This window comes from Streptomyces sp. NPDC023573 (genome assembly GCF_055559735.1).
This window is the reverse complement of record NZ_JBVHKB010000002.1, coordinates 654,438-676,040: the sequence shown is the minus strand read 5'-3', so window position 1 is coordinate 676,040 and position 21,603 is coordinate 654,438. Positions and strand designations below refer to the sequence as shown.

At 73.3% G+C, this 21,603-nt stretch carries 19 protein-coding genes; 15 read left to right on the top strand and 4 right to left on the bottom strand.

Going from position 1 to position 21,603, the window contains the following annotated elements; all coding sequences use genetic code 11:
* Positions 1-54: 54 nt before the first annotated feature.
* The 7 genes from ACZ32T_RS09690 to ACZ32T_RS09660 all read left to right on the top strand — a co-directional run bounded on the left by ACZ32T_RS09690 (position 55) and on the right by ACZ32T_RS09660 (position 6,398).
* Positions 55-804 carry a LamB/YcsF family protein gene (locus tag ACZ32T_RS09690; protein WP_467366303.1) on the top strand — a complete coding sequence of 250 codons (750 nt, stop codon included), beginning with the start codon at positions 55-57 and terminating at the stop codon, positions 802-804.
* On the top strand, positions 801-1,436 hold the full coding sequence (locus ACZ32T_RS09685) for a 5-oxoprolinase subunit B family protein (RefSeq protein ID WP_467366145.1): 636 nt from the start codon (positions 801-803) through the stop codon (positions 1,434-1,436). Before ACZ32T_RS09690 ends, ACZ32T_RS09685 begins: the two co-directional genes overlap by 4 nt.
* The gene (locus tag ACZ32T_RS09680; protein ID WP_467366143.1) at positions 1,433-2,293 is read left to right on the top strand and encodes a 5-oxoprolinase subunit C family protein; all 861 of its coding nucleotides are present in this window, start codon (positions 1,433-1,435) and stop codon (positions 2,291-2,293) included. Before ACZ32T_RS09685 ends, ACZ32T_RS09680 begins: the two co-directional genes overlap by 4 nt.
* A gap of 85 nt (positions 2,294-2,378) precedes the next feature.
* The gene (locus tag ACZ32T_RS09675) at positions 2,379-3,041 is read left to right on the top strand and encodes an RNA polymerase sigma factor (RefSeq protein ID WP_467366141.1); all 663 of its coding nucleotides are present in this window, start codon (positions 2,379-2,381) and stop codon (positions 3,039-3,041) included.
* Positions 3,034-4,011 (top strand): CU044_5270 family protein, encoded by a 978-nt coding sequence (locus ACZ32T_RS09670; RefSeq protein WP_467366139.1) that lies wholly within the window; start codon positions 3,034-3,036, stop codon positions 4,009-4,011. Before ACZ32T_RS09675 ends, ACZ32T_RS09670 begins: the two co-directional genes overlap by 8 nt.
* A 157-nt stretch (positions 4,012-4,168) precedes the next feature.
* The gene (locus ACZ32T_RS09665; RefSeq protein ID WP_467366302.1) at positions 4,169-5,530 is read left to right on the top strand and encodes a lipase family protein; all 1,362 of its coding nucleotides are present in this window, start codon (positions 4,169-4,171) and stop codon (positions 5,528-5,530) included.
* 178 nt (positions 5,531-5,708) lie between these two features.
* Positions 5,709-6,398 carry a copper homeostasis protein CutC gene (locus tag ACZ32T_RS09660; protein WP_467366137.1) on the top strand — a complete coding sequence of 230 codons (690 nt, stop codon included), beginning with the start codon at positions 5,709-5,711 and terminating at the stop codon, positions 6,396-6,398.
* A 66-nt stretch (positions 6,399-6,464) separates the two neighbouring features.
* Here the strand turns inward: ACZ32T_RS09660 and ACZ32T_RS09655 are convergent, their stop codons facing one another.
* Positions 6,465-7,445, bottom strand: coding sequence for a lytic polysaccharide monooxygenase auxiliary activity family 9 protein (locus ACZ32T_RS09655; protein WP_467270128.1), 981 nt, complete (start codon positions 7,443-7,445; stop codon positions 6,465-6,467).
* Between the two features lie 214 nt (positions 7,446-7,659).
* On the opposite strand from ACZ32T_RS09655, the gene ACZ32T_RS09650 reads away from it, so the two are divergent.
* Positions 7,660-8,325 (top strand): GOLPH3/VPS74 family protein, encoded by a 666-nt coding sequence (locus ACZ32T_RS09650; protein ID WP_467366135.1) that lies wholly within the window; start codon positions 7,660-7,662, stop codon positions 8,323-8,325.
* 104 nt (positions 8,326-8,429) lie between these two features.
* Here the strand turns inward: ACZ32T_RS09650 and ACZ32T_RS09645 are convergent, their stop codons facing one another.
* The gene (locus tag ACZ32T_RS09645; protein ID WP_467366133.1) at positions 8,430-10,490 is read right to left on the bottom strand and encodes a HelD family protein; all 2,061 of its coding nucleotides are present in this window, start codon (positions 10,488-10,490) and stop codon (positions 8,430-8,432) included.
* Between the two features lie 362 nt (positions 10,491-10,852).
* Between ACZ32T_RS09645 and ACZ32T_RS09640 the strand changes: the two genes are divergently transcribed.
* Complete coding sequence (locus ACZ32T_RS09640; RefSeq protein ID WP_356707896.1) at positions 10,853-11,044, top strand: hypothetical protein; 192 nt, start codon at positions 10,853-10,855, stop codon at positions 11,042-11,044.
* 27 nt (positions 11,045-11,071) lie between these two features.
* On the opposite strand, the gene ACZ32T_RS09635 is transcribed toward ACZ32T_RS09640, so the two are convergent.
* Positions 11,072-12,715 carry a DNA repair helicase XPB gene (locus ACZ32T_RS09635; protein WP_356707895.1) on the bottom strand — a complete coding sequence of 548 codons (1,644 nt, stop codon included), beginning with the start codon at positions 12,713-12,715 and terminating at the stop codon, positions 11,072-11,074.
* Positions 12,716-12,914: 199 nt separating this feature from the next.
* Between ACZ32T_RS09635 and ACZ32T_RS09630 the strand changes: the two genes are divergently transcribed.
* From ACZ32T_RS09630 to ACZ32T_RS09605, 6 genes are all read left to right on the top strand, one after another.
* Entirely contained in the window at positions 12,915-13,265 is a 351-nt protein-coding gene (locus tag ACZ32T_RS09630) for a small hydrophilic protein (RefSeq protein WP_467366131.1), read from the top strand.
* On the top strand, positions 13,213-14,739 hold the full coding sequence (locus ACZ32T_RS09625) for a sensor histidine kinase (RefSeq protein ID WP_467366129.1): 1,527 nt from the start codon (positions 13,213-13,215) through the stop codon (positions 14,737-14,739). Before ACZ32T_RS09630 ends, ACZ32T_RS09625 begins: the two co-directional genes overlap by 53 nt.
* A complete protein-coding gene (locus ACZ32T_RS09620; protein WP_467270137.1) occupies positions 14,736-15,395 on the top strand; it encodes a response regulator transcription factor in 660 nt (219 codons plus the stop codon). The genes ACZ32T_RS09625 and ACZ32T_RS09620 overlap by 4 nt, the downstream gene beginning before the upstream one ends.
* Positions 15,396-15,516: 121 nt before the next feature.
* A complete protein-coding gene (locus tag ACZ32T_RS09615) occupies positions 15,517-16,932 on the top strand; it encodes an SLC13 family permease (RefSeq protein ID WP_467366127.1) in 1,416 nt (471 codons plus the stop codon).
* 57 nt (positions 16,933-16,989) lie between these two features.
* Positions 16,990-18,258 (top strand): glycerate kinase, encoded by a 1,269-nt coding sequence (locus ACZ32T_RS09610; protein ID WP_467366125.1) that lies wholly within the window; start codon positions 16,990-16,992, stop codon positions 18,256-18,258.
* Positions 18,259-18,280: 22 nt separating this feature from the next.
* The gene (locus ACZ32T_RS09605; protein ID WP_467270143.1) at positions 18,281-19,096 is read left to right on the top strand and encodes a uracil-DNA glycosylase; all 816 of its coding nucleotides are present in this window, start codon (positions 18,281-18,283) and stop codon (positions 19,094-19,096) included.
* Positions 19,097-19,107: 11 nt separating this feature from the next.
* Here ACZ32T_RS09605 and ACZ32T_RS09600 read toward each other — a convergent pair whose 3' ends face one another.
* On the bottom strand, positions 19,108-21,573 hold the full coding sequence (locus ACZ32T_RS09600) for a helicase-associated domain-containing protein (RefSeq protein WP_467366122.1): 2,466 nt from the start codon (positions 21,571-21,573) through the stop codon (positions 19,108-19,110).
* Between the last annotated feature and the right edge of the window lie 30 nt (positions 21,574-21,603).

Genomic DNA, 21,603 nt, shown 5'->3' with positions numbered 1-21,603 from the left:
CGCTAGCGTGCGCCCGTGACGGATCTGACGAGTGTGACGCGCCCCGTGCGGTCGATGGACCTCAACGCGGACCTGGGTGAGGGGTTCGGACGCTGGACCCTCACCGAGGACGAGGCGCTGCTGACCTGTGTCACCAGCGCCAACGTCGCCTGCGGCTTCCACGCGGGCGACGCCTCCGTGATGCGGCGGGTCTGCGACACGGCCGCCGAGCGTGGGGTGCGCATCGGGGCGCAGGTGTCCTACCGCGACCTGGCCGGCTTCGGGCGGCGCGCCATGGACGTGCCGGCGGACGAGCTGACCGCCGAGATCGCTTACCAGATCGGCGCCCTGCGGGTCTTCGCGGAGGCGGCCGGTTCCACGGTGTCGTACGTGAAACCGCACGGCGCCCTCTACAACCGTGTCGTCCGGGACGAGGAGCAGGCCGCCGCCGTCGTCGCGGGCGTACTGCTCGCGGGCGGCCGGCCGGCCGTCCTCGGGCTGCCCGGTTCGCGGCTGCTCGCCCACGCGGAGGCGGCGGGACTGACCCCCGTGGAGGAGGCCTTCGCCGATCGGGCGTACACCCCGCAGGGCACGCTCGTGCCACGGAGCCAGGCCGGCGCGGTGGTGCACGACGCGGACGAGGTCGTACGCCGCAGTGTCGGCATGGCCGTCGACGGCGCGGTGACCGGCGTGGACGGCAGCCGGATAGCCGTCGCGGCCCGGTCGCTGTGCGTCCACGGCGACACCCCCGGGGCCGCTGCGCTCGCCCTGCGGGTGCGGACGGCACTGGAAGAAGCGGGCGTCCGCGTACGGGCGTTCGCGTGAGCGGCATCCGGGTCCTGGCGGCCGGGCCCCGCGCCCTGCTCGTGGAGCTCGCTTCCGGCGAGGACACGGAGGCCTTCCACGCGGAACTGCTCCGCCGCCGGGCCGCCGGGGAGCTCCCGGGCGTACGCGAGATCGTCCCCGGTGCCAGGACCGTGCTGCTGGACGGGGTGGAGGACCGTACGCTCGCCGGACGGCTGCGGTCGTGGACCGTGGAGCCGCTGAGCCGGGGCGCGGGGGAGGCCGTCGAGATACCCGTCGTCTACGACGGCCCGGACCTCGCCGACGTGGCCGGGGCGTGGGGCGTCGCCGTGGAGGAGGTGGGCCGCATCCACGCCCGTACGGAATTCCGGGTGGCCTTCTGCGGGTTCGCGCCCGGCTTCGGCTATCTGACGGGACTGCCGGGGCACCTGAGCGTGGAGCGCCGGGCCACGCCCCGGACCCGGGTGCCGGCCGGTGCGCTGGCCCTCGCGGGGCCCTACACCGGGGTCTATCCGCGCGAGTCGCCCGGCGGCTGGCAGCTCATCGGCCGGATGCCCGGACCGGAAGCGCTCTGGGACCCGGCGCGCGAACCCGCCGCGCTGCTCGGCCCCGGGGTCCGTGTGCGCTTCGTGCCGGCGGGGGTGTCCGGATGAGCGCGGGGCTCGAAGTGGTGCGGGCGGGCGTCCTGACCACGGTGCAGGACGAGGGCCGGGCGGGATGGGCCCATCTCGGCGTACCCAGGGCGGGGGCGCTGGACGCACCCGCCCGGCGGCTGGCCAACCGGCTCGTCGGCAACGCGCCGGACGCGGCCGTGCTGGAGACCACACTCACGGGGTGCGCGGTCCGGATGACCGGCACCCGGCCGGTGTACGCCGTCGTCGGCGGGGCGGGGTGCCGGGTCACGGTCGACGGTCGCCCCGTCGCCTGGGGCGCGCCCGTCCGGGTGCCCGCAGGCGCGGTGCTGGAGGCCGGGCCCGCCGTGCACGGGCTGCGCGGCTACCTGGCGTTCGCGGGCGGCCTGGTGCCCGAGCCGGTGCTCGGCAGCCGGTCCGCCGACCTGCTCTCCGGGCTCGGCCCGCCGGTCCTGCGTGACGGCGACGTCCTGCCGCTGGGCCGGCCGGGAGGCATCCCGTACGCCGGGACCGTGCCCTGGCCCGGCGCTCCGGCCGAGCTGGTGCTGCCCCTGCACCGGGGCCCGCGCGACAACTGGTTCACCGAGGAGGCGCTGCGCACGCTCACGACCGCCGCGTACCGGGTCTCGGAGCGCAGCAACCGCATCGGGCTGCGCACGGAGGGGCCTGCTCTGCGGCGCGCCCGGGACGGTGAACTGCCCAGCGAGGGCATGGTGCTGGGGGCCGTCCAGGTGCCGCCGGACGGTCTGCCCCTGGTGTTCCTCAACGACCACCCGACGACGGGGGGTTACCCGGTCGTGGGCGTGGTCGCCGAAGCCGCGCTGGCGGGCGCGGCGCAGGCGGCCCCGGGGACGCCGGTGCGCTTCGTGCGGGCATGACGGGAACCCGGACGCGGACATCGGCCAACAGGAGGTGACCGAACCCGCCTCAGCAAGGGATGCCCATGAGCCCAGGAACCGACCGGTGAGCGCCCCGCCGGGGTTCGAAGTGCTGGAGGTCCCCGCCGGCGCCGACGGGTGCACCGAGTCCGACGCCTCGGTCGTCCGCCGTTCCCTGGAGGACCCCGACGCCTTCGCCGTGCTGTTCGACCGGTACGCCGACGACATCCACCGTTACGCGGCCAGGAGGCTCGGCACCGAGGCGGCCGACGACCTGATGGCCGAGACCTTCGTGATCGCCTTCCAGCAGCGCCGCGGGTACGACCTGTCGAAGCCGCATGCCCGGCCCTGGCTGTACGGCATCGTCACCAATCTGGTGGGAGGTCACCGGCGTGCCGAGGCCCGGCGGCTGAGGGCGCTGTCCCGCGCCGCGTCCACCGCTCCGGATGCCGGGAGCGGCGACGGTGAGCCCCTGGCGGACCGGGTGGCCGCCCGCGTCAGCGCGGAGGGCATCCGCGGTGAACTGGCCGGTGCCCTCGCGCGGTTGCCCGCCCGCTACCGGGACGTGCTGCTGGTGGTCGCCTGGGGCGACCTGGACTACGCGGAGGCGGCCGAGGCGCTGGGCATACCGGTGGGCACCGTGCGCTCACGGCTGCACCGGGCGCGGAAGAAGGTGCGCGAGGCGCTGGGCGGTTTCGATCCCACCCGCCCGCACGACGACGACCACGAGGAGCCCGGCCATGGATGAACTCACCGCGCTGCGTGAGCTGGAGGCCGATGTGCCCGCGCTCACCACGGACGCCCGTGCGGCGGGCCGCGCCCGGCTGGCGGGCGCCATGGCGAAGGAGGGACGGCGGAGAGCCGGTGTGCTGTCGAGGCGGCTGGTGCTGCGAGCCGCCTTCACCGCGACGGCGGCCGCCGCGGTGGCCGGGACGGTCGTCGTGGCCAGGGGCGGGAGCGGCGGTGACGCGGACGGGCCCGACGCCGGCAGGGGAGTGTCCATGCTGTCGGCGTCGCAGGTGCTGCACCGGGCGGCGGACAGGACGCGCGCCGACGGCGCCGGGACGACGGTGCCGCGTGACGACCAGTACCTCTACGCCAAGGAGGTCTACACGCGGACCCTGAAGGGCGGGAAACGAACGACGCACGCGGACGAGTTCTGGATCTCCGTGGACGGCTCCAGGCTCTCCCGGTACATCTACGACGGGCGGATCAAGGACGAGCCCCCGTCAGCCCACAGCGTGCAGTGGCCGCCCACCGAGTACGCGAAGTTGGCGAAGCTGCCGACCGACCCGGAGAAACTCCTCGAAGCGTTCGGCGGAGCCGACTCGGGTGGGCAGGTCGTGCGGGCCGACGGGGAGGTGGTCGACCCGGACGAGGTGGAGCGCATGACCGGGCAAATGACCTACGGAAACATCTGTGCGCTGCTGCGCGGTCCCCGGGTCATGCCACCGGGACTGCAAGCCGCCGCGTTCGAGGCCCTCGCGCTGCTGCCCCGCATCGTGCTGGACGACGAGGTGGACGCTCTCGGTCGGCACGGCATCGGTGTCTCGTATCCCCGGATGTCGTACGGCCTGGTCTTCGAACGGGGCACCTGTGCCTACCTCGGCATGCGCCTGGAGGGCACCAGGGGGACGAAGGCCCGCGAGAAGTACACCGAGGTCAAGGGGCTCGTGAAGGCCGGCGTGGTGGACGAGCTCGGCCAACGGCCCCGGTAGGAGTGGGGGAGGAGCCCGGCCATGCACGTTACCGAAGCGTAACTTACCGACGAGTTACCTCAGGTAACGCCACGGTGTTAGCTTGCGCTCACCTTCATCGGAGCAGAGCGAGGAGTGAGCCGTGAGTCCGCGCAAGATCACCCGTTCGAGCTCGACCATGAACACCCCCCACCTCCTTGGGCCCCGCCGGACGGGGCGCCTGCTGGCCGCCTCGGTGGCCGCCGCGGCCTGTCTGGGCGCGGCGGCCGTACCCGCCTCCGCCACCACGTCCGCCGGGTCGGAGCCGGTGGTCTCCCGGGGAGTGACCATCCCCGACTTCTACAACCCGCCGGCGCAGCTGCCCTCCGCCGACGGGTCCCTCGTGCGTACGGAGCCGCTGCTGCTCGGGATCAGCCTTCCCGGCCTGGACGGCCGCCGGATGCCCGGCACCGCGACGCGGCTGATGTACAAGTCCACCGACGCGGGCGGCGGGCCCGTCGCCGTCACCGGCGCGTACATCGAGCCGTCCGCCGCGTGGAAGGGCGACGGCCCCCGCCCCCTGGTGGCGCTGGCCTCGGGGACCATGGGCCAGGGCGACCAGTGCGCCCCCTCGCTCTCGCTCCAGCACCCGCTGACCATCGGCGAGGGCACGGTCTCCATCGGCTACGACAACATCGCGGTCTACCGCTTCCTCGCCGCCGGTGCCGCCGTCGTCGTCACCGACTACGCCGGCCTCGGCGCGACCGACCGGCTCCACACCTACGTCAACCGCGTCGACGAAGGGCACGCCCTCCTGGACGCGGCCCGCGCGGCGCGCTCCGTCTCAGGCGCCTCGGTCACCTCGGCCTCGCGGGTCGGCCTCTACGGCTACAGCCAGGGCGGCGGCGCGAGCGCGTCGGCCGCCGAACTGCAGGCGTCGTACGCGCCCGACGTCAATCTGGCCGGTACCTACGCCGGAGCCCCGCCCGCCGACCTCACCGAGGTCATGAAAGGCATAGACGGCAGCGCCCTGGCCGGCGCGCTCGGCTGGTCGATCAACGGCTTCGCCCAGTCGGACCCGACGCTGAAGGCGGTCGTCGACGCGAACACGAACGACACGGGTAAGGCCGCGCTCAAGGACACCTCGACGATGTGCGTGGGCGACGCGATCCTCGGCTACGCCTTCACCAACAGCAAGAAGTGGACCGCGAACGGCAAGCCGCTGGCCGACATCATCGCGGCCGAACCGAAGCTGCAGGCGATCCTCGCCGAGCAGCGCATCGGCAATCTGAAGCCGACGGCCCCGGTGCGGTTGGCGACCGGGGTGCACGACGACATCGTCGGTCACCGGCAGGCCAGGCAGCTCGCGGTCGACTGGTGCGGCAAGGGTGCGAACGTGACGTACGAGGCCGTCAGGCTGCCCAACCTCGGCGACAAGATCCTCACCAACCACCTGGCCCCCTATCTCACGGACCAGGGCAGCGCCATTTCCTGGATGACCGACCGTCTCTCCGGCAGGAAGGCCGCCTCCAACTGCTGGTCGATGCCGCTCCAGCCCTGACCTCCCTCCTCCCGTGACCCACGAGGCCGCGGCGCGTCCGCTCCACGGACGTCGCCGCGGCCTCGCGTATCTTCACGCAGGCGTCCCCATGGGGAGCTGCGCGCAGGGTGGCCGACCCGTAGTCTGGTTTATTGGACTAGACCTGTAGTCCGTAGCCGCTCCGAAGGATGGGAACACCATGAGCAACCGTGCACTCCTGGAGGTGATCGCTCTCGACGCGGAGGACGCGGTCGCGGCGCAGGCGGGCGGTGCGGACCGCCTCGAACTGGTCACCGACATGGCGGCCGACGGCCTGACCCCCTCGCTCCCGGTCTTCAAGGAGATCCGGGCCGCCGTCGGGATCCCGCTGCGAGTCATGCTCAGGGTCGCTGACGGCTTCGCGGCCGGAGACATCGGCGTCCTTGTCGAGAAGGCCCGCACGATGCGCGCCGCCGGGGCCGACGAATTCGTCCTGGGCTTCCTCGACCAGGACGGCCACGTCGACCTGGTGGCCGTCGAGCGGCTCGTCGCCGCGCTGAACGGCTGCTCGTGGACCTTCCACCGCGCCATCGACCGCGCCGCCGACCGCGATGGCCTGCGCAAGCACCTCGCCGACCTCCCCGGCCTGGACACCTACCTCACGGCGGGCTCACCGAAGGGCGTCGACGCGGGCATGGAGACGCTGCTCGCCGAAGCGGAACACTCCGACCTGCCCGGCTACGAGCCGCAGATCATGGTGGGCGGCGGCCTGCGCCTGGACCACCTGCCGCGCCTGCGCGCCGCGGGCATCGAGGCCTTCCACATCGGAGGGGCGGCACGGCCCGGCGGCTGGACCGGCCCGGTCGACGAGGCGGCGGTACGTGAGTGGCGCGACGCGCTGGACGGGTGATGCGGGGGCGCCTCATGGCCCCGGCCCGGTGATCACCGGGCCGGGGCCACGAACTGTCCCGCGCCGTCAGTCCTGTCCGGCCTGCCGGCGGCGCCGGCTCTGGGCCACTGCTCCCGCGGCGAAGATCAGGGCGGCGCCGGTCAGTGAGACCGCCGTCGCGACGGGCAGGTAACCGGCCGAGGAGTCCTGGGCGGAGGCCGCGAGCTCGGCCTCACCGGCTGCCGCCGCGTGCCCGGCGTGCTCCGCGTGGACCTGTGCCGGCTTGATCCCGGCCTTCTTCTCGGCTGCCGCCAGGTCGGCCGCCGACATCCCGCTGCCCTTCATGCCGGTGACCTCGCCGTTGCCGCCGTCGAAGACGATGTCGGAGCAGGAGTAGAAGTTCTCCTGGCTGTCCGAGCGGATCCACTGGATGAAGAGCATGTGCTTGCCGGTCTTGCCCTGCGGGAGCTGGAGGTTCCAGTAGTAGTTACCTCCGTCCGAGCCCGCGCCACCCGCCTGCGGCGGGTTGGTCACGGTCTGGGTGAGCGTCAGGTCGTCCCACGCCAGTGGCTGGCTCGGCGACCAGCCGTCGTTGGTGATGTAGACGTTGAACTTGCCCGGGTGGGCCGCCCAGTTGCTGTACTTCACCTGGGCGGTGGTCCCCGCCGTGAGATGGGTCGTCGGCCAGTCGCTGCGCGCCGCGTTGTACGACGAGAAGTTGTACGGGCCGTTGTGGCCGCCGCTGCAGAGCTCGCCGTCCGGGATGTAACCCTTGGTCTTCCCGCCGCCGTTGGAGTCCAGGACGCCGAACCAGTTGTACAGCGGAGTGGTGCCGGTCGCCGCGACCGCGGCGGCACAGGCGGGGTTGGACGGCATCTGGTTGCCGCTCGCGATCATGTCCTTGTAGCACAGATAGCTGCGCGAGCCCGGATCCATGGCGACACCGTGAGCGGACGCGGGGGAGGGCAGACCGGCCAGGGTGAGGCCCAGCAGGCCCGCTCCCAGGATGCTCAGCACGCGGGGCGCGCGCAGCGGGGACGTTCTCCGGAAGATGGTTCGCATGGCCATGAGGTTGATCTCCTCTGGGGGGATGAAGGAGAGTGCGAGGTCTGTGGGAGCGCTCCCAAAAACGTAGCGCGCACCTGGTGGTCTGTAAACGCTTCGTACAGCGCCTGCTCCAACTTCCCTCAGAAGACCGGCAGTTACGGACATCTGGTGGCCGGGAACCGATTGCCGCTCCCGTTCGTCACCAGGAGTAAGCGAATGAACGGGGAGTGACACCATGTCGGTCACGCTGGGCGAAGAGATCATGCTGCTGTCTCTGGACGACGAGTCCGGGGCGGCCAAGGACCGGCAGGCCGCCGGATGGGCCGTCGCGGGTGGCATCCTGCTCGAACTCTTCCTGGCGGGGCGGCTGTCGGTCGACCGCGGCCGGTTGTCGGTGACCGACCGCACGCCCACCGGTGTCGCCCTGCTCGACGAGCGGCTCGGTCTGATCGACGCCTGGGCGGCCAAGAAGAGCAAGCCGCCCAAAGTGACGGACTGGCTGGCAAGGGACCACGGCAAGGCGGTCGAGGCGACGATACAGAGCCTGCGGGCACGTGGGCTCGTGAGCGAGGAGCGGCGCAAGGTGCTCGGCGTCTTCCCGGTGCGCCGCTATCCCGAGGCGGACGGGGCGACGGAGGCGGAGCTGCGTGAGCGCCTGGCCTCGGTGGTGCTGCGCGGCACGGATCCGGACGACCGCACGGCCGGCCTCGTCGCCCTGATCCACGCCGCCAAGCTGCACCGGCTCGTGTTCCCCGAGGTGCCGGCGCGGGAGGTGAGACCGCGCATGGAGAAGATCGCGGACGGCCAGTGGGCGGGCGACGGCGTCCGCACGGCGATCCGCGAAATGCAGGCGGCGATGGTGGCGGTCACCGTCGCCACCACGGTGGTGGTGACCGCTTGACCTGAGCCGGCCCGCACCGCGTGTGCCGGCCTTCCCCTGCGCCGGCCGGTCCGGTCCGGCCGGCGCCGTCGTATGCCGGCCCGGTCTGTGTGTGCCGGTTCCGTCTAGCCCAGTTGCTCCGGCAGCTCCGCCGCGTGCAGCACGACCAGGCCCGACACCGCGCGGGTCAGGGCCACGTACAGGCGGCGCAGGCCCGTGCGCTCGTCGGGTTCGCCGTCGACCACGGCCGCCGGTTCGTCCAGCACCACGTAGTCGTACTCCAGCCCCTTGGCGAGTGAGGCCGGCACCAGGGTCAGCCGGGAGGCGGCGGTCGTCTCCTCGCCCGGGGAGAGATACGCGTGGCCCGCCGCACCGAGCGCCGCCGCCAGGGCCGGGATGCGGGCGTCGGCGGCGATCAGGCCGATCGAGCCCTCGTGCCTCAGCGACTCCTCGCACGCCGCGACCACCGCGGAGTCGAGCTCGTCGGCCGTCGCCACCGCACGCACCGCGAGGGAGCCGGGCGTCTCACGCACCGACTCCACCGGGGCGAGTCCCGGCGAGATCGCGGGGAGCAGCCGTGAGGCGTACGCGATCACCTCGCGCGGCACACGGAAGCCGGCCGTGAGCTCCTCCACCACCGCGTCCGCCTTGCCCAGATGGAAGAGCGCCTGCTCCCAGCTCCCCGTCGACCACGGCGTCGTCCCCTGCGCCAGGTCGCCGAGCACCGTCGCCGAACCGGTCGAGCAGCGGCGGCCCACCGCGCGGTACTGCATGGGGGACAGGTCCTGCGCCTCGTCGATCACGACATGGCCCAGCGAGTGCGTCCGGGCCACGAGGTCGGCCGCCTCGTCGATCAGGACGGCGTCCGCCGCGGTCCACTTCGCCGACTTCACGCTGCGGGCGGGCTTCGGCATCAGGATCCGCTTCTGCTCGTCGTCGGTGAGGATCCCCTCCGCGTGCGCGGCCAGGAACTCCGCGTCCGTCAGGAGCCGCAGCACCAGCTTCGCCGGGTCCACCGCCGGCCAGACCGCCTTCACGGCCGCCTTCACCGCGGGATCGCGCGCCACCGCGTTCTGCACCCGGTCGTCGGGGGCCTCGCCCGCCTCCTCCATCCGTACGAGGACGGCGTGGGCGATGCGCTGCGGAAGGGCCTCGTGCGCGGCCCCGTACCGCATGTCACGGGCCAGCAGCTCGGTGGTCATCTCCTCGACCTCGTACGCCGGGACCCGCCAGCGCCGGGAGCCGCGCACCACCACGACCGGCTCCACCGGCGGCGTCACATGCGAGCGGATCGCCCGCCGCAGCACCTCCGCCATCCGGGCGTCGCCCTTGATCACCGCGGCGGCGGACTCGTCCGTGCCGCGCACCTCGACGCGCGCCGCCACCAGGTCCTCGACGGTGGCCTGCTGCACCTCCAGCTCGCCCAGCGCCGGCAGCACCTGCTCGATGTAGTGCAGGAACGAACGGTTCGGGCCGACGACGAGCGTGCCGGTGCGGGCGAGGCGCTCGCGGTGCGCGTACAGGAGGTAGGCGACACGGTGCAGGCCGACGGCCGTCTTCCCGGTCCCGGGACCTCCCTGGACGCAGACCGTGCCGCCGAGATCACTCCGGACGATCTCGTCCTGTTCCGGCTGGATCGTCGCCACGATGTCGCGCATGGGGCCCACGCGGGGCCGCTCGATCTCCGCCTGGAGGAGCTTGCTGGTCTGCTCGGTCTCCGCCGGGTCGGTGAGGTACTCGTCCTCGTACGCGGTCAGCTCCCCGCCGGTGTAGCCGAAGCGGCGGCGGTGGTCGACGTCCAGCGGATCGTTCCTGGAGGCGCGGTAGAACGGCTGGGAGACCGGTGCACGCCAGTCGATGACCATGGGGTCGCCGTGTGCGTCGTGGACGTGGCGACGCCCGATGTAGAAGCGCTCCCCCTCGGCCCCCTCCGCCTTCTCGGCCCCCACCACATGCAGATAGTCGAGGCGTCCGAAGAACAGCGGGGTGTGGGAGAGGTCGGCGAGCGCCTTGATGCGGTCGTCGATCTGCGACTGGAGGACCGCGGCGTTGACCCAGTTCGCGGTGACGTCGCGGATGTCGAGCGCCTGCACGTCCTCGCGCATGGCGCGCAGCGCGGCACGGGACGCGGCGAGGTGCGCCCGCTCCCTGACCAGTGGATTGCTTGACTCTTCGTGCGCGGGCACGGTGTTGCCTCCGGCTTTTCGACGCAGGACGGCGGACAGGGCTCACCGCCCGGTCCGCTCGGGGACGTTCACACACAGATGCGCACGCGGGGTGGGCGCGTGCGGCTGTTGTCGGCCGGTTTCCGTCCGGTCGGCGGCGCTCCCCCGGCTGCCGGCCGCTCGAAGGGCTGGCCGGTACCACGGTGCGGGAGGCGGGCAGACCGGCGATTGTATCGACGGCCGCCCCCGGGGGCGAACGAATAGATCGTGGGTCCCGTCCGTCCCGTAGGGGACGGGTCCCTCTTTCGGCCGACCCGGATCCGGGTCATCTTCGGCCGGTCGGCCGATGCGGGGGAGCGGGCCGGCGGAGCACCATGGAAAGCATGAGCACCGTTTACCTGAACCCCCGCAGGACCGGCCCCGCGCACGGCGCCACGGCGGCCACCGGTCACCCTCGCGGCCACCGCATAGGAAACGCGGTGCGTGCCGTCTCGGTCTTCACGCGCACCGCGTTCGGTGTGGCCGTCCTCGGCGAGTACGCGGAGGAGGCGGGCGTCGTCCGCCGCCACCGCTGAGCCCGCCGGCCCGGCCGCCGGCCCCTGTCAGCTCTCCGTCAGCAACTCGTCCGCGTCGACGATCCGGTACGCGTAACCCTGCTCGGCCAGGAACCGCTGGCGGTGCGCGGCGAAGTCCTGGTCGATCGTGTCGCGCGCGACCACCGAGTAGAACCGGGCCTCGTGTCCGTCCGCCTTCGGCCGCAGCACCCGGCCGAGCCGCTGTGCCTCCTCCTGGCGCGAGCCGAACGTCCCCGACACCTGGATGGCGACCGTCGCCTCCGGCAGGTCGATCGAGAAGTTCGCGACCTTCGACACGACCAGCACACTGATCTCGCCCTGCCGGAACGCCTCGAACAGCTTCTCCCGCTGCGCGTTGCTCGTCTCGCCCTTGATCACCGGGGCGTCCAGGTGCTCACCGAGCTCGTCGAGCTGGTCGATGTACTGCCCGATGACCAGGGTCTGCTCGCCCTTGTGCTTGCGTACGAGCGCCTCGGTGACCTTCCGCTTCGTCGCGGTCGTCGCGCAGAAGCGGTACTTCTCCTCGGCCTCCGCCGTCGCGTAGGCGAGCCGTTCCGAGTCCGTGAGGTTCACGCGGACCTCGACGCAGTCGGCGGGCGCGATGTAGCCCTGCGCCTCGATCTCCTTCCACGGGGCGTCGAACCGCTTGGGGCCGATGAGCGAGAAGACGTCCGACTCGCGCCCGTCCTCACGCACCAGCGTCGCGGTGAGTCCGAGACGGCGGCGGGCCTGGAGGTCGGCGGTGAACTTGAAGACGGGCGCGGGCAGCAGGTGCACCTCGTCGTAGATCACGAGTCCCCAGTCACGGGAGTCGAACAGCTCCAGGTGCGGGTAGATCCCCTTACGGCGGGTCGTCAGCACCTGGTACGTGGCGATGGTGACCGGCCGGATCTCCTTGCGCGTACCGCTGTACTCGCCGATCTCCTCCTCGGTCAGCGAGGTCCGCTTCACCAGCTCGTGCTTCCACTGCCGCGCGGAGACGGTGTTGGTGACCAGGATCAGGGTGGTCGCCTTGGCCTCCGCCATGGCGCCGGCTCCGACCAGCGTCTTCCCGGCACCGCAGGGGAGGACGACGACACCGGAACCGCCGTGCCAGAAGCCCTCGACGGCCTGCTTCTGGTACGGACGCAGCGCCCAGCCGTCCTGGTCGAGATCGATCGGGTGCGCCTCGCCGTCGACGTATCCGGCGAGGTCCTCGGCGGGCCAGCCCAGCTTCAGCAGCGTCTGCTTGATCTGGCCGCGCTCCGAGGGGTGCACGGCCACGGTGTCCGGGTCGAGGCGCGCCCCGACCAGCGGCTGGACCTTCTTCGAGCGGAGGATCTCCTCCAGCACGGGCCGGTCGTTGGAGGTCAGCACCAGCCCGTGGACCGGGTGCTTGGACAGGGTGAGGCGGCCGTACCGCGCCATCGTCTCGGCGATGTCGACGAGGAGCGCGTGCGGCACGGGATAGCGCGAGTACTCCACGAGCGCGTCGACGACCTGCTCGGCGTCGTGTCCCGCGGCGCGGGCGTTCCACAGGCCGAGCGGGGTGACCCGGTAGGTGTGGATGTGCTCCGGGGCACGCTCCAGCTCGGCGAAGGGTGCGATGACACGGCGGCAGGCCTCGGCCTGGTCGTGGTCGACTTCGAGGAGCAGCGTCTTGTCGCTCTGGACGATGAGGGGTCCGGTCACGCGCGTCGGCCCTTTCCGGCGTGGGGTGGCCGCCGGGTGCGAACGGCCAAACGTCCAGTGTGCCTCATCGGGGCGGTGACCGGGCGGCTACGTTGAGGCCATGAGCCAGACCCACCACCCGGGACCGCCGGAAGCCAGATGAAGGTTTTCTCATCCTGGCTTCATGAGGACCACCGGCCGGAGGCGGCAGGCTCCGTGTATGGCCTTCTCGCACCGTATCGCCACCCTGGCAGCCGTCGTCGCGATCCCGCTGGGCATCGCCGCGACGAGCTATGCGCTGGCAGACAGCCCCGCCCGGCCGGAGGTACCCGCCCGGGTCGACCTGGACCGCGGCTCGCCGTCGGGCAGCCCGGACCCCGGCAGCACCGCCGGCCCGGGGCCGGACGGCAGCGCCGGCCCGAACCCGGGCAGCACCGACCCGACGGCACCGCCGAGCGACGTCGTCGTCCCGCAGCCACCCGCCACCGACACGGACGACGATGACGCCGACGACACCGATGACGACAAAACCTCCGGTGCCCCCGACGACGACGGCAACGACGACGGATGAGCCGCCGGGAGCCCGGCACCGGATATCGGCCCGGGTCCGCATCCTGCTCTGGCTGCTGGTGGTGATGACAGTGGCGCTCGCCGCGGTCGCCACCACCACGCGCTCCATCCTGCTGGGCGACCTGGACCACCGGATCAACACGCTGCTCGCCCAGGAGACCCAGGAGTTCGCGAACTTCGTCGAGCACGGCAAGGACCCCGACACCGGCGCCCCCTTCGACGGGCCCCGGCGGCTGCTGGAGGTGCATCTCCAGCGGCAGTACGCCGACACCGGCGAGGAGCTGCTTGCCGTCGTCACCGAGGGAGCCGGTCCTTCCACCCTCCGGCAGAACCGTGAGATAGCCACCACTCTGCCCCTTCACAAGGACCGCGGCTCGCTGAGGACGATCACCGGGTCGTCGGAGAGCACGGGGACCCTGCGGCGGCCCGGCGGCGAGATCCGCTGGGCGAAGGTCGATGTCGGCGACGGCAGCGGCGACGGGACCCGGGGGACCTTCGTGGTCGCCTTCCACGCGGACGGCGAACGGGCCGTGGTGAACGGTGTCTTCCGCGTCCTGCTCGCCATCTCGGGTGTGGCCCTGCTGATGACCACCGGCATCGCCTGGGTCGTGGCCGGGCGGATACTCGCGCCCGTCCGGCTCGTACGCACCACCGCCGCGCAGCTCACGGAGCAGGACCTCACCCGTCGTATCCCCGTCCACGGCCGGGACGACATCTCGGCGCTCGCCGAGACGTTCAACGCGATGCTGGACCGGCTGGAGCGTGCCTTCGGGACCCAGCGGCAGTTCATCGACGACGCCGGGCACGAGCTGCGCACCCCGATCACCATCGTGCGCGGCCACCTGGAGCTGATGGGCGACGACCCGGCCGAGCGCGAGGAGACCGTGCGGCTGGTCACCGACGAGCTCGACCGGATGAGCCGGATCGTCGAGGACCTGCTGCTGCTCGCCAAGGCGGAACGCTCCGACTTCACCCATCCCGAACCGGTTCAGCTCGCCGAGCTGACCGCGGACGTCTACGTGAAGGTACGGGCGCTGGGGCGCCGCGACTGGAAGCTGGACGGCAGCGCCGAAGGCTGGGCGACGCTCGACCCGCAGCGCATCACCCAGGCGATGGTGCAGCTCGCGCAGAACGCCGTCCAGCACACGGCTCCCGGTGCACAGATCCGCATCGGTTCGCGGCCGACGGACACCGGCGAGGTGGAGCTGTACGTGGCGGACAGCGGCTCCGGTGTACGGCCGCAGGACGCCGACGTGATCTTCCAGCGGTTCCGCCGCGGGGCCGCCCGGCGCGGCTCGCGCGGCAGCGGTGCGGGGCTGGGGCTTTCGATCGTCAAGGCCATCGCGGAAGGCCACCGGGGGCGCGTCGACCTGCGCCCCACCCCCGGCGGCGGGGCGACCTTCGTCCTGCTGCTCCCCTGCTCGCCCGTCGCCGAACCCGATCCGGCACCTGATGTGGAGGCTTTCGGACTGTGAGCAGGATTCTCATCGTCGAGGACGAGGAGCGGATCGCCGCGTTCGTCGAGAAGGGCCTGCGGGCCAACGGCTTCACCACGACGGTCGCCGGCGACGGGCGTACGGCCGTCGACTACGCGTGCACGGGCGGCTTCGACCTGATCGTCCTGGACATCGGCCTGCCGGACCTCGACGGCTTCTCGGTGCTGCGGGAGGTACGGGAGGCCCAGGTCACGACCCCGGTGATCGTCCTGACCGCGCGGGACTCGGTGCGGGACACGGTCGCCGGCCTGGAGGGCGGCGCGGACGACTGGATGACCAAGCCGTTCCGCTTCGAGGAGCTGCTGGCGCGCGTACGGCTCCGGCTGCGCACCGCGGCCCGGGTCCCGGAGGTGACCGTACTGCGCAGCGGGGATCTCACCCTCGACCTGCGCACCCGGCGGGCCAGGGCGGACGAACGCACCGTGGACCTGACGGCCAGGGAGTTCGTCCTGCTCGAACTCTTCCTGCGCCACACCGACCAGGTGCTGTCACGCGAGCAGATCCTGTCGCACGTGTGGGGCTACGACTTCGACCCCGGCTCCAACATCGTGGACGTCTATGTCCGCGCGCTGCGCAAGAAGCTCGGCGCCGAACGGCTGGAGACCGTGCGGGGCATGGGGTACCGGATGCGGTGAGCGTGGGCCCCGCGCGCATGAACTTTCCTTCACGGACGGCTCATGAGGGGCTCACGGCGGCTTCGCAGACTGGGTGACACAGGCCGGGACCGGCCCGGACACGCCCTGTGGAGGAGCCCAGGTGAACCTGACCATCCGGCAGACGGTGACGGCAGGCGCCGCGTCGATCGCGTGCGTGGTGCTGCTCGTGCCCGGGGTCGTGCGGGGCCTCGACGTGGACGGTCGGATCACCCTGGTCGTGTTCGCCGTCGCCACCTGCGCCTGGATCGGGACCGCGGTGGACGACACGTACATCGCGCTCGGCGCGGGTCTCGTGCTCGCCGCGGCGGGAGTGATCAGCAGCGACACCCTGTTCGCGACCCTCGGCGACTCCACCGTCTGGCTGCTGATCTGCGCCTTCGTGATCGCCGCCGCGGTGTCGCGCAGCGGGCTCGCGGGCCGGGCGGCAGCCTTCCTGGTCGGCGGGGCCCGCACCGTGCGGCAGCTGGTGCACCTGACGACCACGGCCCTGGTGCTGACCGCGTTCGCCGTGCCGGCGACCTCGGGACGGGCGGCGCTCGCCCTGCCCGTCTTCCTGGCCCTGGCCAAGGCGCTGTCCGACCGTAAGCGGCTGGTGGTCATGCTGGCGCTGCTCTTCCCCACGGTCATCCTCCTCTCGGCGGTGGCCACACTCATCGGGGCCGGCGCGCACCTGATCACGGTGTCCGTGCTGTGGGAGGTCACCGGAGAGCGCATCGGCTTCACCCAGTGGCTCCTGCTGGGGCTGCCGCTGGCCGTGGTCGCCTCCCACCTCGCGGCGGAACTGGTGCTGCTCACCACGACACGGCGGGAGGACCGGCAAGGACCCGTCCGCATCACCGTGGCGGAGATCCAGGAGCACAGCGACAAGCCGGTGACCGGTCCGCTGGAGCCGGGCGAGGCGCGGTGCGCGATGCTGCTGGGCACGGTGGTGCTGCTGTGGTGCAGCGAGCCCCTGCACGGGGTGTCCCCGGCCCTGGTGGCGCTGATCGGCGCGGTCGTCGCCGCGTCACCGGCCCTGGGCACGGTCCGGCTGAAGGACGCCCTTTCGACGGTGCCGTGGTCGCTGCTGCTGTTCATGGCGGCGACGATGGCGATGGGTGCCGCGCTCTCGCAGTCGGGGGCCGCGGAGTGGCTCGTCTCAGGGCTGCCCACCGGCGCCGGGGTGCCCACCTGGGCCTTCCTGGCGGTGGTTGTCGTCCTCAGCACCGCAGCTCATCTGGTGCTCCAGTCGCGTTCCGCCCGCTCCAGCGTGCTCGTGCCGCTGGTCGTGGCGGCGGCAGCGGGACTCGGGATCAACCCGGTGGCCGCCGCCCTGGCCTCCACCGCCGCCGCGGGGTTCTGCCACACCCTGCCCGCCTCCGCCAAACCGGTGGCCCTCTTCGCCGACATCCCCGGCGTCCCGACGTACACCCCGCGCGATCTGCTGCGCCTGTCGGCGGTGCTGGCACCGCTGAGCGCGGCGGTCGTCCTGCTCTTCGCGCTCGGGGTCTGGCCGCTGCTCGGGGTCGCGCCCTGACAGGGCGACCGCCCCCTCCACCCACCGCGTCCTTCACCTGCCATCTCAGGAGCAGTCATGCCCGCTACCTACCGTTTCGCCGTCGCACCCAGCGGTTTCAAGGAGTCCCTGTCCGCGCAGGAGGCCGCACAGGCCATCGCGGAGGGGCTGCTGCGTGTGGTTCCCGACGCGGAGATCGACCTCATCCCACTCGTCGACGGCGGCGAGGGCACCGCACAGGCGCTGGCCGCCGCCACGGGGGGCCGGCTGGTGCACCGCACGGCGACGGGACCGGTCGGCGAGCCGGTCGCCACGCACTTCGCGCTGCTCGGCGGCGCCGCCCACGGGCCACGCACCGCCGTGGTGGAGATGGCCGCGGTGGCGGGGCTCGGTCTGGTGCCGCCGGACCGCCGCGACCCGGTCTCCACGACGACGTACGGGGTCGGCGAGCTCATCCGCGCCGCCCTGGACGCCGGGGCGCACCGCATCCTGGTCGGCTGCGGGGACTCGGGGACGTCCGACGGCGGCGCGGGCGCGCTCCAGGCACTGGGGGCGCGGCTCCTCGACGCCGACGGACGTGAACTCCCTCCGGGCGGAGGGTGCTTGCGCCGTCTTTCCCGCATCGACTCCTCGGGCCTCGATCCCCGGCTCTCCGAGGCGGAGATGCTCGTCGCCTGCAATCCGTACAACGTGCTGTGCGGGCCGCAGGGAGTGGCCCGGGTCTTCGGCCCGCAGAAGGGGGCTACCGAGCACCAGGTCGAGGAGCTGTCCGCCGCCCTCGACCACTGGGCGGGTGTGCTCGCCCGCGACGTACGCCCGCGTCTGTGCGGCGCGGCGGGCACGGCCCCGCCCTCCCTGCGCCACGGGCCCGGCACCGGTGCGTCGGGCGGGCTCGGCGCGGGTCTCGCCGCGCTCGGGGCCCGGCTGCTCCCGCGCTTCGAGGTGCTGCTCGACCACCTCGACCTGGACGCGCGGCTGGCCCGCGCCGACCTCGTGATCACCGCCGAAGGCGCCTTGGACCGGCAGACCCCGCGCGGCAAGGTGCCCGCCGAGGTGGCGCGTCGGGCCAAACTCTTCGGCCGCCCGGTGCTCGCCCTGGCCGGGACGATCGGCGAAGGGGCCCAGCAGGTACGGGAGTCGGGCGTCGACGCGTACAGCGGCATCCTGCCCGCGCCGGTGGGCCTGGCGGAGGCGCTCGACCGGGGTGGGGAGTTCCTCGCCGACGCCTCGGAGCGTGCGCTGCGCATGGTGCTGATCGGGATCGGCCTGACGTCCACCGGCACACCGGGCCACGGCTCACCGGGCCCCCGTGCGGCGGCGACCGGCGTGCTGGCCCAGGCCGGGTGAGGCCGGGCCGTAGCGTGGCGGCATGGATGCGACGGATGCGGCAGGTCCCGCGCCGGGGGCCGAGGACCCGGGCTTCCCGGCCCACCACGCGCCGCGGTGCGCGGGGCTCGCCGAACTGGACGCGCTCGTCACGGAGTGCCGCGCCTGCCCCAGGCTGGTCGCCTGGCGGGAGGAGGTCGCCGTGACCAAGCGCGCGGCCTTCCAGGACTGGGACTACTGGGCGCGGCCCGTCCCCGGCTTGGGGCCGTCCGACGCCACGGTGGCGGTGGTCGGGCTCGCCCCCGCCGCCCACGGCGGGAACAGGACCGGCCGGATGTTCACCGGCGACGCGGCCGGCGACTTCCTCTTCGCCGCGCTGCACACCCTGGGCATGGCCTCGCAGCCGTCCTCCGTCCACGCCGGCGACGGGCTCGCCCTGCGCGGCGTACGGCTCACCTCCCCCGTGCACTGCGCGCCCCCCGCCAACAAGCCCACCCCCGGGGAGCGCGACAACTGCCGCCCGTGGCTGGCCGCCGAGCTGGATCTGCTGAGCCCCGGACTGCGCGCGGTGGTCGTCCTCGGCGGGTTCGGCTGGCAGGCGGTGCTCCCGGTGCTCGCCGCGGCGGGGTGGCGGCTGCCGCGTCCGCGTCCCGCCTTCGGCCACGGCGCGCACGTCGTGCTGCCCGCCACGGAGCGCAGGCAGGAACTGCACCTGCTGGGGAGTTACCACCCGAGTCAGCGCAACACGTTCACGGGCCGCCTCACGATGCCCATGCTGGTCGACGTCCTGCGCGAGGCCCGGGCTCTGGGAAGTTCCGGGCAGGAACATCCGGCCAATGGGGCGGATGGCCGTCCGTGACGTCCCGACGGTCAGGTCGGCTGGTCGTCCGCGAGCTCCGCGACGCCTGTGATGCGGTGCAGCGGGTACGTCCGGACCTCGTCGGCCGTGTGGTCGTACGCCGTCACGAAGCCGCCCTCCACCTTGACGGGGGCGATCACCCGCTGGCTGGCCGCGCCGTCGGCGTTGACGTAGCCGATCCAGACGGCCGAGCCGGTCATCGCGGCCGCCTGCACGGTGGCCAGGGTCTCGGCGGGGGACGTGCGGGGGAGCGAGCCCGCCGTCGCCGTGTCCGGGCCGTCCCTGTGCACGGCCCTGGCGGCGGTGTCGCCCGCCCGGATGGCCCGGACCGCGGCGCTCAGCAGGGTGGTGTCCGGGACCGGCGGGCCTTCGGGGACGGGCGTCGGGGGCGTGCGCGGCGGAGTGCGGCGGGCGCCGGCGCGGGTGACCAGGACATCGCCCTCGGCGGACTCGGCGGCCGGGGCGTACCCCATCTCGCGCAGCCCTTCGAGGAGGGACCCAGGGTCCGCCTGCGCGGCCAGGACGGTCGGCGCGAGCCGGCGCAGCCGCAGGGTGGCCGAGCGCTTGTCGGCCAGGATCTCGTTGAGCACGGCCTCGTCGTCGCAGCGTACGTACGCGGAGGCGGCGCCGATCCGCAGATGGCCGTGGCGGCGGGCCACGTCGTCGATGAGGTAGCTCAGCGGCTGCGGCACCGGCGTACGGCTGTGGGTGGCCAGGAAGGCGTGCAGGTCCGTCGCGGCCCGCCCGGCGTCCAGCGCGCGGCGTACGGAGCCGGGGGTGAAGCGGTAGACCGTCGCGCCGCCCTTGGACTCGACGTCGGCGAGCACCGACAGCATGTCGGCGAGCGGGCGTTCCAGCGGGCCGGGGGCGACCGCGGTCAGGTCGGCCTGGAGCAGTACGTGGTCCAGGGGTTCGGGGATCAGTGGGGCGAGGCGGGCGGCGGCCGCGTCGGGGCCCTCGTCGAGCAGCGCGCGGGCCTGGGAGGAGAGGGCCCCGCGGCCGGTGATCCCCAGCAGCTCCGCGTCGTTGACCGTCCACAGGGCGATCCGGGAGCGGAGGTCGGAGGCGTCACCCGGCGCCGACGGCCCGCCCGGGGCGTGGGAGCGCAGCGGCCGTTCCCAGCGGAGCCGGGCGAGCAGCGTCTGCGGGTCGGGCGCTGTGCCCGGCGGGAGCGAGGCGAAGAGGGCCAGCACCCGGCGGCGTACCTCGGGGGCGGCCGAGCGGTCCAGGTCGGGGCCGAGTGCGGAGAGCGCCCTGCCCTTGGCGTCCTGTCCGCCGATCAGGCCCGCGGTTCGGGTGGCGGCGAGCCAGGCGGTGGCGAGGTGGGTCCACCGGTCCTGGGCGGGGAGGTCCAGCCACTCGTCGGACGCGGGCGTCGGGGCGTACCGCTCGTCGGTCTCGCCGTCGGAGGCCAGCAGGCCCGCCGCGTAGGCGAGTTCGATCCAGAAGGCGGCGACGGTCTCCGAGACGTCGAGCGCGCTCGCGGCGCGCTTCAGCTCGCGCACGCTCAGGCCGCCCGCGCGGAGGATGGCCGGGCCGCCGTCGTTCCAGAGCTTGAGGAGCTCCTCGACGGTGGACAGCGCCATGAAGCCCTGGCCCGCCGCCGCTCTGTCCACAGCCTGGGGATCCCGCTCGGCCGCCGCCACGATCGCCGGGGGCACGGGCTCGGGCACGCGGTGGGCGCGGCCCGCCCGCAGATGCAGCGCCGCCTCGCGCGGCAGGACGACGGTGCGCGTGGACACGGGCAGCAACAGCCCCCGGTCGCGCAGCCATTGCACGGGCGGCGCGGGGTTCGGGGTGACCTCCCCGTACGGCGGCCCCCAGACCAGCCGGTCGAGCACGGCCAGCGCCTCGACGGGGGCGGTGTCCAGCAGTTCGGCCATCCTGGTGCGGTCGGTGAAGAGCCCGGCCAGCGCGGAGACGGCGGAGACCGGGTCGTGGGTGGCGGGCAGTCCGGCGGCGGCCAGGATCTCCTGGAGCCTGCCGGGCGACATCCCGGCCGTGGCCTCGGCGACGGTCGGGCCGAGGCCCGTGGGGGAGGGGTGCTGCGGTGACGGGGCGAGCAGCTCGCGCGCGGTGCGCACGAGGTGCAGCCCGGTGTCCTCGCCCCAGACCAGGGCCTGTTCGCGCAGCGTAGTGAGGGCGCCGGGCAGCGCCGCGGTGATCGCGGCGCCCGCGTCGTCGCGCCCGTCGCCGTCGTCCTGGCCGTCCCCGGTGAGGAGCGCGAGCAGCGTGTCGTACGGTGCCGGGTCCGGCGCCACGGCCAGCGCCTCCGCGGTCTGCAGGGCGAAGCGGTCGAGGTGCTCCAGCGCACGGACGACGGAGGCACGCGTGCCGGCCCGGGTCGCCAGCTGGGTGATGTCGTTCGGCACGGGGCTGAGCAGGTCGGGGCGGGCGCGCAGCAGCCCTGCCAGCGATTCGTCGCCCCGGGCGCGCAGAGCTTCGGCGAGCGTGCGCGGTGGTGTGGTCGTCCCCATCCGTCCCACGGTAGCCCCTGGAACGCTACC